The organism is Myxococcus sp. AB036A (assembly GCF_006547355.1).
Classification (GTDB): domain Bacteria; phylum Myxococcota; class Myxococcia; order Myxococcales; family Myxococcaceae; genus Myxococcus; species Myxococcus virescens.
This window is the reverse complement of sequence record NZ_VHLC01000066.1, coordinates 19,114-30,172: the sequence shown is the minus strand read 5'-3', so window position 1 is coordinate 30,172 and position 11,059 is coordinate 19,114. Positions and strand designations below refer to the sequence as shown.

The 11,059-nt window shown below is 71.0% G+C and carries 12 protein-coding genes; 10 read left to right on the top strand and 2 right to left on the bottom strand.

Annotation, left to right across the window (positions count from 1 at the left end):
• The first annotated feature begins 38 nt into the window (after positions 1-38).
• The 9 genes from FL344_RS24690 (at position 39) to FL344_RS24650 (ending at position 8,760) form a co-directional block, all read left to right on the top strand.
• Complete coding sequence (locus FL344_RS24690; protein ID WP_141620241.1) at positions 39-440, top strand: hypothetical protein; 402 nt, start codon at positions 39-41, stop codon at positions 438-440.
• Complete coding sequence (locus tag FL344_RS24685; protein ID WP_011550845.1) at positions 433-693, top strand: DUF5985 family protein; 261 nt, start codon at positions 433-435, stop codon at positions 691-693. Before FL344_RS24690 ends, FL344_RS24685 begins: the two co-directional genes overlap by 8 nt.
• Before the next feature lie 9 nt (positions 694-702).
• Positions 703-975, top strand: a complete 273-nt coding sequence (locus tag FL344_RS24680) for a DUF5985 family protein (protein WP_194858561.1) — start codon at positions 703-705, stop codon at positions 973-975.
• 103 nt (positions 976-1,078) lie between these two features.
• Entirely contained in the window at positions 1,079-3,586 is a 2,508-nt protein-coding gene (locus tag FL344_RS24675; RefSeq protein WP_228565340.1) for an ATP-binding protein, read from the top strand.
• The gene (locus tag FL344_RS24670; RefSeq protein WP_141620239.1) at positions 3,571-4,347 is read left to right on the top strand and encodes an ABC transporter ATP-binding protein; all 777 of its coding nucleotides are present in this window, start codon (positions 3,571-3,573) and stop codon (positions 4,345-4,347) included. Before FL344_RS24675 ends, FL344_RS24670 begins: the two co-directional genes overlap by 16 nt.
• Positions 4,348-4,349: 2 nt before the next feature.
• Positions 4,350-5,153 (top strand): ABC transporter permease, encoded by an 804-nt coding sequence (locus tag FL344_RS24665; RefSeq protein WP_141592790.1) that lies wholly within the window; start codon positions 4,350-4,352, stop codon positions 5,151-5,153.
• Positions 5,154-5,413: 260 nt separating this feature from the next.
• Complete coding sequence (locus FL344_RS24660; protein WP_141620238.1) at positions 5,414-5,947, top strand: hypothetical protein; 534 nt, start codon at positions 5,414-5,416, stop codon at positions 5,945-5,947.
• Between the two features lie 385 nt (positions 5,948-6,332).
• A complete protein-coding gene (locus tag FL344_RS24655) occupies positions 6,333-7,379 on the top strand; it encodes a serine/threonine-protein kinase (RefSeq protein WP_141620237.1) in 1,047 nt (348 codons plus the stop codon).
• 76 nt (positions 7,380-7,455) lie between these two features.
• Positions 7,456-8,760 carry an AarF/ABC1/UbiB kinase family protein gene (locus FL344_RS24650; protein WP_141620236.1) on the top strand — a complete coding sequence of 435 codons (1,305 nt, stop codon included), beginning with the start codon at positions 7,456-7,458 and terminating at the stop codon, positions 8,758-8,760.
• Positions 8,761-8,773: 13 nt separating this feature from the next.
• Here FL344_RS24650 and FL344_RS24645 read toward each other — a convergent pair whose 3' ends face one another.
• Positions 8,774-9,181, bottom strand: a complete 408-nt coding sequence (locus FL344_RS24645; protein ID WP_026114312.1) for a response regulator — start codon at positions 9,179-9,181, stop codon at positions 8,774-8,776.
• Between the two features lie 150 nt (positions 9,182-9,331).
• Here FL344_RS24645 and FL344_RS24640 point away from each other — a divergent pair, with 150 nt between their 5' ends.
• Entirely contained in the window at positions 9,332-9,994 is a 663-nt protein-coding gene (locus tag FL344_RS24640) for a response regulator transcription factor (RefSeq protein ID WP_141620235.1), read from the top strand.
• A 177-nt stretch (positions 9,995-10,171) separates the two neighbouring features.
• Here the strand turns inward: FL344_RS24640 and FL344_RS24635 are convergent, their stop codons facing one another.
• Positions 10,172-10,960, bottom strand: a complete 789-nt coding sequence (locus FL344_RS24635; protein WP_228565339.1) for a dienelactone hydrolase family protein — start codon at positions 10,958-10,960, stop codon at positions 10,172-10,174.
• Positions 10,961-11,059: the final 99 nt, after the last annotated feature.

Genomic DNA, 11,059 nt, shown 5'->3' with positions numbered 1-11,059 from the left:
ATGGTTGACGCACAAAATAACATGGGCAAGGTGGCCGTGTGAGTGACGCCGGAATCCCACAGCGGGTCCAGCGCTTCATCTCGACGCACATCGACTCCCTGGAGAAGCTGGAGGTGCTCCTCCTGCTTCGGGCGCGGGCGGACAGGGAGTGGACGGCATCGGCGGTGAGTCTGGAACTGCGCATTACAGATGCTTCCGCTGCCTCCAGGCTGGAGGACCTGACGAGCCGACGCATGTTGGTGAGCGATGGTGCCTCACCTCCGTCGTATCGCTACAGTCCTGAGTCGTCGGAGGATGTGCAGGCGGTGACGGAGCTGGCGGCGGTGTATGGCGCGAAGCGCGTCAGCGTCATCACGTTCATCTTCTCGAGGCCGCTGGACAAGGTGCGAGGCTTTGCCGAGGCATTCATCCTGAAGAAGGACAAGGACGGCCATGGCTGAAGCAGTCTACATCCTGTGTGCGTTGACGAGCGTGGCGTGCGCGGTGCTGCTGCTCCGGGCCTACAAGCGCACGGGCATGCGGCTGCTCCTGTGGAGTGGGCTGTGCTTCGTGGGCCTGGTGGTCAGCAACGTGCTCCTCTTCGTGGACCTGGTGCTGCTGCCCGCCACCATCGACCTGTACATGCCGCGTGCCATCGCGACGTTGTCCAGTGCTTCTGTCCTGCTCTATGGCCTCATCTGGGACGCGTCCTGAGGTGCCGTGATGCTCAAGCCCATGCTCAACGGTGCGGTGGCGATGGCGTGGCTGGCGAGCGCGCTGTTCTTCCTGCGCTTCTGGGTCCAGTCGAAGGACCGGCTCTTCGCCTTCTTCGCGCTGGCCTTCACGATGCTGGCGGGCAACTCGGTGGTGGCGGCGCTGCTGGACGCGGATGACGAGCGGCGCCACTACATCTATGTGGTGCGGCTCTTCGCCTTCCTGCTCATCCTCTACGCCATCTGGGACAAGAACCGCGCGAACCGCCACGGCCCCGGGTAGGGCCGCGCCGTTGTCTGGCAGGTCATCTGGCTGACAGTTGCCTCGTACCTGCGGCCAGGCACCGTTGTCGCAGGTGGAGGGGCGTCATTATCTCCGACACCCCATGTCGCGCCGCCCTTCTTCAGCCTCGCGGCCCGCGTCCGTGGACGAGCGCGAACCCGAGCGGTCCGTCTCCACGGAATCGGACGTGGTGTGTCCGCCGCGAGGGCTGGAGTCCCAGGTGGGTGGGGCCGGGAAGGCCGTCCGCTTGCGCGGCAGTGACGACGCGGAGGAGCGCCTCGCGTTCCTGGCCAGCGCGGGCGAGCTGCTGTCGTCGTCCCTGGATTCGGGCACGGTGCTCCAGCGGCTGGCGGAGCTGGCCGTGCCGCTGCTGGCGGACTGGTGCGCGGTGGACGTGCTCACGGCGGACGGGCGGGTGGAGCGGGTGGCCGCGGCGCACCGCCTGGTGGAGCAGGTGCCGCTGGTGCACGAGCTGGCACGCCTTCAGCCCCTGGACCTGACGGCCGAGGGCGGCATCCCGGAGGTGCTGCGCACTGGCAAGGCCGCCCTCCTGCCCGAAGTCCTGGACGCGCTGTTGCCGGGCGTGGTGCTCACGGAGGCGCAACTGGAGGTGGCGCGGCGCCTGGGCATCCGGGCGGGCCTCATCGTGCCGCTGCTGGCGCGAGGCCGCGTGCTCGGCGCGCTGTCGCTGGTCCGGGGCGACTCGGACGAGGGGCCCGGCGCGTCCGACCTGGAGCTGGCGTTGGAGCTGGCCCGGCGCGCCGGCCTGTCCCTGGACAACGCGCTGCTGTACGCGGAGGCGCGCGGCGCGCAACTGCGCACCGAGCGCCTCCAGGCCGTCACCGCGGCCCTGTCCCGCGCGGCCACCGCCGAGGACGTGGCCGAAGCGCTGATGCGCGAGGAGCTGCGGCCCGCGGGCCCGGCGCGCGGCGCGGTGCTCGGCATGCTGGAGGATGGCCGGCTGCACGTGCTGGGCTCCTTCGGCTACGCGCCGGCGGTGCTGGATACCCTGCGAGGGCTGTGGGCGGACCAGGTGCCCGGCGTGGATTTGGCGCTGGAGCAGTTGGAGCCGCAGTGGTTCTCCAACCCCGCGGCGGTGCCGCGCGCCGTGCCCGAGTGGGCGCGGGACCTCGTCCAGGGCGTGGGGACCGGGGCCTGGGCGGTGCTGCCCTTGAAGGTGGAGCACCGCATCCGGGGCTTCCTGCTGTTCGCGTGGGACGGGCCGCAGGTGTTCCTCGCGGAGGAGCGCGGCTTCCTGTCCTCGCTGGCGCAGCAGTGCGCGCAGGCGCTGGAGCGCGCGGCGCTGTACGAGGCGCTGCGTGAGCGCGGCGGCAAGCTGCACCTGGCGCTGGAGGCGGGCAAGGAAGCCGAGGAGCGGCTCTTCTTCCTGCTGGAGGCGAGCCGCGCGCTGGCCGAGCACCTGGACGACGTGGAGTGGACGCTGGAGCACCTGGCGCGAGTGGCCGCGCGAAACGTGGCCACGTACTGCCTGGTGGAGCTGATGGGGGCGGACGGCGTGCCGCGCGGTGTGGCCGCGTCCCACCGGGAGCCGGAGCGGGACGGGTCGGTGCTGGCCTCGCTGTCCCTTCCCTGGGTGGACGGCACGCTGCATCCGGCGCGCGAGTGCTTCCTGTCGGGGGAGACGCGCTTCCTGCCCGAGGTGGGGCCGGAGCTGCGCGACCGCATGTGCCAGGGGCCCGAGCACCGCGCGCTCCTGGAGGCGCTGAATCCACACTCGCTGCTCGCGGTGGCGGTGCGCATGCGGGGACGCACGCTGGGCGTCATCACGCTGGGCACCGCGGCCCCCTGCCGCCGGCTGGTCACCGCCGACGTGGCCATGGCGGAGGAGCTGGCGCGGCGCGTGGCGGTGGCGCTGGAGAACGCGTCGCTGTACCGGGACGCGCAGGCCGCGGTGCGTCTGCGCGACGAGTTCCTCTCCGTGGCCAGCCATGAGCTGAAGACGCCGCTCACCAGCTTGAAGCTCCAGCACGGCCTCATCGGCCGCGCCGCTCTCGGAGACGTAGGGGACAAGGTGCGGCCCCGGCTGGCCACGGCCGTGCGGCAGGTGCAGCGGCTGAGCGCGCTGGTGGACAGCCTGCTGGACGTCAGCCGGATTTCGCTGGGGCGGCTGATGCTGGAGCCGTCCGACGTGGACCTGGGCCAGGCGGTGCGCGACGCGGTGGACCGCATGGAGGAGGTGTTCTCCCTGGCGGGCTGTCCGGTGCGGGTGGAGGTGCCGGGCCCGCTGCCGGGGAAGTGGGATTCGCTGCGACTGGACCAGGTGCTGGTGAACCTGCTCACCAACGCGGCCAAGTACGGCGCGGGCCGGCCTGTCCTGGTGGAGGCGGCCTTCGAGGGCGAGGAGATGGTGCGGGTGTCGGTGCGTGACGAGGGCATCGGCATCGCCGCGGAGGACCTGCCGCGCCTGTTCGGCCGCTTCGAGCGCGCGGTGTCCGACCGGCACTATGGCGGCCTGGGGCTGGGGCTCTACATCAGCCGGCAAATCGTGGACGCCATGGGGGGCCGCATCGAGGTGGAGAGCCGGCCCGGGCTGGGTTCCATCTTCACCGTGCGCCTGCCCCGGTCCACGGCACAATGCGCGCCATGGTGACCGTGGGAAGGGCGGACGTGCCCAAGGTGTTGTCGGTGGCGAAGCTGCGGAAGGAGTACGGCGGCAAGGCCGCGGTGGAGGGTGTCTCCTTCGAGGTGGGACGCGGAGAGATTGTCGGGCTGCTGGGCCCCAACGGCGCGGGGAAGACGACCACCATCAACATGGTGCTCGGCGTGCTGCAGCCCACGTCCGGCACCATCCACATCCAGGACCTGGACCTGGCGGCGCAGCGCTCCGCCGCGCTGGCGCTGACGAACTTCGCCGCCGTCTACTCGCCGCTGCCGGGCAACCTCTCCGTGTACCAGAACCTGCGCGTCTTCGGACTCATCTACGGAGTGAAGTCCCTGGGGGCGCGCATCACAGAGTTGCTGGAGCAGTTCGACCTGGTGAAGTACCGCGACGTGAAGTGCGGCGTGCTGTCCTCCGGAGAGCAGACCCGCGTGGCGCTGGCGAAGGCGATGCTCAACCGTCCGCACCTGCTGCTCCTGGACGAGCCCACCGCGTCGCTGGACCCCGCGACGGCCCGGGACATCCGCGCCCGGATTCGCGAGTTCGCCGCGCGGGACACCGGCGGCGTGCTGTGGACGTCCCACAACATGTACGAGGTGGAGGAGGTCTGCGACCGGGTGCTGTTCCTGGCGCGCGGCCGGGTGCTCCTGGAAGGCAACCCGCGGACGCTGCCCGGCGAGCACGGCCAGGCCTCGCTGGAAGAGCTCTTCATCGCCGTGGCGCGCGAGCCGCTCGCGCTGGAGCGGAGCTGACCATGCACCTGCACCGGGCCGCCGCCGTCGCGCTTCGCCACTACTACCTCCTGCGAGGGAGCCTCGCGCGCTTCCTGCCACTCTTCGCGTGGGTGGCCATCGACATGGTGCTGTGGGGCTTCATGAGTCGCTACCTCAACACCGTCACCGCTCAGGAATACAACTTCGTCCCGGTGCTGCTGGGCGCCGTCCTGCTGTGGGACTTCTTCATCCGCGTCATGCAGGGCGTGACGATGGTGTTCTTCGAGGACGTGTGGTCGCGCAACTTCCTCAACATGTTCGCGTCCCCGCTCACCATCTCCGAATACCTGGGCGGGCTGGTGCTCTCCAGCATCGCCACCAGCACCCTGGGCTTGTTGGTGATGCTGGTGCTGGCCAGCACCGTCTTCGGCCTGTCCTTCGCCGCCTACGGCGTGCTCTTCGTGCCCTTCCTGCTGGTGCTGTTCCTGTTCGGCATCGCGCTGGGCATCTTCGGCTGCGCGCTGGTGCTGCGCCTGGGCCCGGCGTCGGAGTGGTTCGTCTGGCCCATCCCCGCGCTGCTGTCGCCCTTCGCCGGCGTGTTCTACCCGCTGTCCACGCTGCCCGCGTGGATGCAGGCGGTGTCCCATCTGCTACCACCCTCGTACGTGTTCGAGGGCATGCGCACGCTCGCGGCGGGGGGCGCGTTCCAGGTGTCCACGCTGCTGTGGGGGGCTGGTCTCGCCGTGGTGGAAATCCTGCTCGCGTGTGCCTTCTTCACGCGGGTACACCGACAGGCCGTGCGCACGGGACTCATCGCGCGATACAGCGCTGAGAGCGTGAGCTGATTCAGGACGTTTTCAGTCGTGCTGTCAACACGGGGAGGGCGTGCGCAAAGGCGTGGCCGATGGGGCCGTGGGCGAGTCTAATCTCCGTGGTTGCTGTATCCGCGGGGGGCCGAGTCCTGGACGAACCGCGCTTGTGACTCCAGATGCCGCGCCCCTGCCCGCGGACTGGTGTCGACATGTGCAAGGTGGTGGCTGAGGTCGTCGTGGATGAGGCCCGGCGTGGGTGGCAGCAATCGTACACCCGTACCTGGAGCATACCGATGCGAAGCCTCAAGCCTGTTTTCTCGTCCGCGGTGGTGATGGCCCTGTGCTCACTGCTCGCGGGCGGTTGTGGCGGTTCACCGTCGGACGGTGAGCCGGACACGCAGACCCCTCAGAGCGGCGGGCTGGGCGGCAAGGCCGGCGAAGGAGGCCCTGGCTTCGGCGACGAGCCGACGTACCCCGGGGACGATGACGCCACGCCGGGCAAGGTCACCATCTGCCACATTCCCCCGGGCAACCCCGCCAACGCGCACACCATCTCGGTGTCCACGTCGGCCTGGCCGGCGCATGAGCGGCATGGAGACACGCTGGGCCCCTGCGAAGGCGGCGGCGAGGAGCCGGATGCCGGCAGTGGCGAGGAGCCGGACGCGGGCACGGGCGGCGAGGAGCCGGACGCGGGCACGGGCGGCGAGGAGCCGGACGCGGGTGCTCCGGTGTGCGCCCCAATTGGCGAGGCCTGTGGTGAGGCCGCCGAGTGCTGCCTGGGGCTGATGTGCGGCGAGGACAACACCTGCGATCCCGTCATCGGCTGACGTGGATGAACGCACCTCCCCGCCCGCACCTGGGCGGGGAGGTCCGCCGCGCTCGGCTCACGGGCGCGGACGCGCGTTGAGCGCAGCACACTTGCCGAGGCTCCAGACGGTGGCGCGACGTCCACCCTGGAGGTCCCGCGAGGCGTGCGTGCTCCGCCCAACAGAGCGGTCGTTGCGCGTTCGACGCACGCTCTGAAGTGCGTCGCGAAACGCGCCGTGACGGCGTTAGGGTTTCAGCTCAAGGAGGGGGACATCGGAGCGCCAGGACGCGCGTTCCGAACGGGCGCTGGCACCTCTTCCGAAACCCATTTCGCGCTGGCTCGTGCGTGGGCCCACTGGCTGCTGGCCGGAGCGGGGCGCCTGTCGCGCGAAGGACGTTGGCATCATGTCCCGGTCAGACGTCACCACCTCCGTTCCCGTGTTCACCCAGACCTTCCGGTCCCCGTGTGGCTGTGTCCCCGCGCACGGGGAGGTCTGCGAGTGTCCGGCCCGGGCGGGCGCGCGTCGTGTGTCCATGGGGTGTCCGCCATCCTTCCTGGTGCCGCCCGCGAGGGAGGCCCCGCTCCCGTCCTCGGCGGCCTCGCTGGTGGGACAGCAGGTGGGCCACTTCCGGCTGCTGCGCGAGCTGGGCCGGGGGAGCCTGGGCGTCGTGCTGCTCGCGGAGCACGCGCTCATCCAGAAGCGCGTGGCCATCCAGGTGCTTCACACGCACGCGACGCAGGACCCGGCGCAGGTCGCTCGGTTCCTTCAGGCGGCGCGCACGCTGACGCTCATCCAGCACGCGCACATCGTCTCGCTCTACGACCTGGGCATTCGCGACGGGCGTCCCTACCTCGTCCGGGAGTACCTGGAGGGACAGAGCCTGACCGCCTTCGCGAACGGGCCGCTGGCGTCCGCGCTGGTGGTGGACCTGCTCACCCAGGTGTGTGACGCGCTGGGCGCCGCGCATGCGCACGGCATCGCCCACGGCAGCCTCAATCCCACCAGCATCTTCCTCATCCCCGATGCGAATGGCCGCCAGCACGTGAAGCTGCTGGACTTCGGCATCGCCGGGTTGCTCCCTCCCTCCGACGGCGCCGCCGACCCGCCGGTGGCCGCGGACCTCTTCGCCGTGGGCGTGCTGGGCGCGCTGCTCGTCTCGGGCCGGCTGTCCTCGCGCGGGCACGCGGCGGAGGAGCCGCCTCCTGGCCACGCTCGGGAGGTGCCACCGCTGCCGGCGGGCACCCCGTCGGCGCTGTCACGCGTGCTGCTCAAGGCCATGGCGCGCCGCCCGGGGGACCGTTATGCCAGTGCGGCCGAGCTGCGCGCGGCCTTGCAGGCGTCGGTGGCGCTCGACGGCGGCGTGGCGCCTCCAGAGGCCCTGGAGCTGGAGCGGCTTCACAGTTGGTACACGCTCCGGGGGCCGCCGGGGGCAGCGCCCGCCTCCAGGTAGGGCGGCCTGGCTGTCTCGGCGGGGCGTCATGCCTTGCGTCTGGCGGGGCCCTCCTCGTTAATCCACTTCAGTTCCCATGGCCTCCGACCCCGACGACACGCTTCCTCCCCAGGGCCGCTTCAACCGCCTGCGCAAGCTGGCAGGCCTCTCCGTGCAGGTGGGCACGGATGTGCTCAAGAGCGGCGCGAAGCGCCTGTCCGGGAGCACGCCCGACCTGCTCAGCAAGGAGGCCGCGGAGAAGCTGGTCTCCACCCTGGGCGAGCTCAAGGGGGCCGCCATGAAGATGGGACAGGCCATCTCCATGGATCCGGACCTGCTCACCCCCGAGGTGCGGCAGGTGCTGGCGCGGCTGCAGAACCAGGCGCCCTCCATGTCCTACGCGCAGGTGTCGCGCGTGGTCGAGGCGGAGCTGGGCGCGCCGCCGGAGTCGCTCTTCCGCGAGTTCAGCGAGGAGCCGTTGGCGGCCGCGTCGCTGGGGCAGGTGCACCGCGCGGTGCTGGAGGACGGCCGGGCGGTGGCGGTGAAGGTGCAATACCCCGGCATCGACGTGTCCCTGGCCAACGACATGGCGAACCTGGGCATCGTGGCGAAGACGGCGTCGACGGTGCTGCGCGTGTCCGATGCAGGCGCCTACTTCCAGGAGTTCCGCGACGAGATGCTGCTGGAGCTGGACTACCGCCGCGAGGCCGAGCTGGCCGAGGGCTTCGCGCGCAGCGTGGCGAAGCTGCCGGAGCTGTGTGTGCCCGCCGTCATCTCCAGCCACAGCGCGAAGCGGGTGCTGACGCTGGAGCTGCTGGAGGGGCTCACCCTCAAGGACTGGCTGCCGACGAATCCCTCCAACGAGGCGCGCTTCCGCGTGGCGCGCCAGCTCATCCTCGCCACCTACGGGCCCTTCTTCGGCGCGGGCGAAATCCACGCGGACCCGCACCCGGGCAACTTCATGGTGATGCCGGACGGGCGGCTGGGCTTGCTGGACTTCGGCTCCATCAAGCGCTTCTCCCCGCGCTTCGTGGACGTCAACCAGCGCATGCTCCGGCAGACGATGCGCATGGAGCCGTTGGACATCCTGAGCCTGAGCCGGGAGGTGGGCTTCACCGTGGAGCTTCCGGACGAGGAGGCCGAGGACCTCATCACCGAGGTGCTGCGCATCGCCGGGCGGCCCATGCGCCTGCCGGACTACGACTACGCGGTCTGCGAAATCAACCGCGACATGCGCCACCACTTCTCGCGCAACGCGCCGCGCTTCCTGAAAATCAGGCCGCCACCGGAGGCGATGATGTTCTTCCGCTCCACCGGCGGGCTGGCGCAGAACCTGAGGCTCATCGGCGCGCGGGGGGACTTCCGCGCGGTCTTCCTGGAAGTGACGGACCTGCCCGCGTGAGGCCGGCGCCGCGCTAACGCGCGGCCTGTACGGCTTCCGAAGCCGCGGGCTTGAGGTGGAGCGCTTCCAGCCGCTGGGCCAGCTCCTCGCCCTGCACGCTCTTGCAGATGTAGCCGTCCGCGCCCGAGGCGCGCGCCAGGGCGCGCAGCTGGGATTCGTCCGACGCGGAGTAGAGGATGAACTTCGTGCCCTTGGGCGCCTGACCGCGCGCGAGCGTGAGCACCTTGTCGCCGCTGAGCGCGGGGATGTTCACGTCCAGCAGCACCAGGTCCGGCTGGGTGGTGCGCACCAGGTTGGACACGCCCAGGGAGGAGCGGTGGGTGCGGACGTCGAAGCCGAAGGCGGAGAGGGTGCGCTCCACGAGGGAGAGCTGGTCCTGGTCATCGTCCACGATGAGGACGCGAATCTTCGTCTCCGGCATGGCTTCCCCCTTCAGCGTGCGGATGGCACTGCGGGTGTTTCCTGACGGGGGAAGTATCCTCCAGACGTCATTCCCTGTCGCCCCCCACATGAGGGAATCCCCTTAGCGGGGTTGAATCGCAGGGGGCGAACAGGGGAGGGTGGAAGGGCCATGGAATCGGAACGCATCCGGGTGGCCATCCTGGAGGACCAGCAGGTCTTCCGGGAGGCCCTGGTGGCTGTGCTGGAAGGCGCGGGCATGGACGTGGTGGCGGACTTCGGGGAGCCCGCGCCGTTCTTCGCGCGCGTGCGCGAGACGCTGCCCCATGTCGCGCTGGTGGACCTGCGCCTGGAGCTGCCGGGGTGGGAGGCGTCCGCCAGCGGGATGTCGGCGCTCCAGTGTCTGCATGACTTCTTCCCGGCGGTGAAGCCGCTGGTGCTGTCGGGCCACCGCGAGGCGGAGGTGGTGGAGCAATGCCTCCAGGCGGGCGCGGCCGGCTACCTGTGGAAGCAGAACGTGGGCTGCGCGGAGGTGGTGGAGGCGGTGGAGCGGGTGGTGCGTGGCGAGCGGCTGCTGCCCGCGGGGCTGGCGTGGCCGCGGCCGGAGGCGTCGCCTCGGGGCGAGCTGGACCGGCTGACGCCGCGTGAGCGCGAGGTGCTGGGCTACATCGCCGCGGGCGCGGACAACCTGCGGATCGCCGCACGCCTGGGCATCACCGAGCGCACGGTGAAGGCGCACATCACCGCCATCTACAAGAAGGTGGGCTCGGAGAACCGCACGCAGCTGGCGGTCCTCGGGTGCCAGTTGGGTGTGCAGCGCCCGGCAAGCCTCTGAGCCCGGAGGGCTTGCGCGTCAGACCGCTGGCCACTGGGAGCGCGCCACGACTGGTGGCACCGTCGAGGTGCCTGGGCGTCAGGCGCGCTCGCGCCTTCCCCCCCACGCCAGGGCGTCCGCTGGGGGCCAGGGCAGCGCTGCTGGCTGCCCTGGCCCACCGTGTGGAAAGCCGGTGCTTCAGCTCCCGGCGGCGCGCGGCGCGGGCAGGGAATCCCAGCGCGGCGCGCCCAGGTGCTGGAGGAACCAGATGCACGCCAGGTCCACCATCTGCGTCAGCGTGCCGGGCTCCTCGAAGCGGTGCGTGGCGCCGGGGATGACCTCCAGGCGCTTCTCCGTCGTCAGCGCGGCGTAGGTGCGGCGGTGGGGCTCCTGCGCGGACGTGTCCTCGGCGCCGACGATGAGCAGGGTGGGCGCGCGCACCCGGGCCAGCGCCGCCCCCGGCTGCGCCAGGCGTCCGCCCCGGCACACCACCGCGTCCACCGCCTCCGGCCGCATCGCCGCGGCGGCCAGGGCCGCGGCCGCGCCCGTGTACGCCCCGAAGTAGCCGATGCGCAGGGCGCTGGTGCGAGGCGCGCGCCGCAGCCAGCGCGCCACGCCCGCCAGGCGTCCGCCGAAGAGGCCCAGGTTGAAGCGCAGGTCCCGCTCGCGGCAGGCCTCCTCTTCCGCCGCCGTCAGCAGGTCCACCGCCAGGGTGGCCAGCCCCTCGTTCTGCAGCAGCCGGGCGACTTCCTGGTCCATGGCGCCGCGGCGGCTGCTGCCGTGGCCCCGGACCATCACCACCACGCCGGTGGCGCCCGGAGGGACCTGGAGCAGGCCCCTCAGTTCCACCCCTTCCTCCACGGGGATGCGGACCTCTCCGTCCGCGGCGGGCGGCGTCCAGCCTCCCGTGCCTTGCGGCTGGGTCACCAGCCCGCGGACCGCCTTCTCCGAGCCTTCATCCGACCTGCGTGAACCCTGCTTCTTCATGCGGAGTCCCTCCTCTTCGTCGGACTGCGTCGCTGCCGTGCTACACGCGCTACGGACTGGAAGATTGCAGATGCCGTGCCAGGGTTTCACCGGACACGG

Coding starts and splice junctions, on each gene's coding strand:
- FL344_RS24685 (WP_011550845.1), top strand. CDS start 433: ATGGCTGAAGCAGTCTACATCCTGTGTGCGTTGACGAGCGTGGCGTGC.
- FL344_RS24680 (WP_194858561.1), top strand. CDS start 703: ATGCTCAAGCCCATGCTCAACGGTGCGGTGGCGATGGCGTGGCTGGCG.
- FL344_RS24675 (WP_228565340.1), top strand. CDS start 1,079: ATGTCGCGCCGCCCTTCTTCAGCCTCGCGGCCCGCGTCCGTGGACGAG.
- FL344_RS24670 (WP_141620239.1), top strand. CDS start 3,571: ATGCGCGCCATGGTGACCGTGGGAAGGGCGGACGTGCCCAAGGTGTTG.
- FL344_RS24665 (WP_141592790.1), top strand. CDS start 4,350: ATGCACCTGCACCGGGCCGCCGCCGTCGCGCTTCGCCACTACTACCTC.
- FL344_RS24660 (WP_141620238.1), top strand. CDS start 5,414: ATGCGAAGCCTCAAGCCTGTTTTCTCGTCCGCGGTGGTGATGGCCCTG.
- FL344_RS24655 (WP_141620237.1), top strand. CDS start 6,333: ATGTCCCGGTCAGACGTCACCACCTCCGTTCCCGTGTTCACCCAGACC.
- FL344_RS24650 (WP_141620236.1), top strand. CDS start 7,456: ATGGCCTCCGACCCCGACGACACGCTTCCTCCCCAGGGCCGCTTCAAC.
- FL344_RS24645 (WP_026114312.1), bottom strand. CDS start 9,181: ATGCCGGAGACGAAGATTCGCGTCCTCATCGTGGACGATGACCAGGAC.
- FL344_RS24640 (WP_141620235.1), top strand. CDS start 9,332: ATGGAATCGGAACGCATCCGGGTGGCCATCCTGGAGGACCAGCAGGTC.
- FL344_RS24635 (WP_228565339.1), bottom strand. CDS start 10,960: ATGAAGAAGCAGGGTTCACGCAGGTCGGATGAAGGCTCGGAGAAGGCG.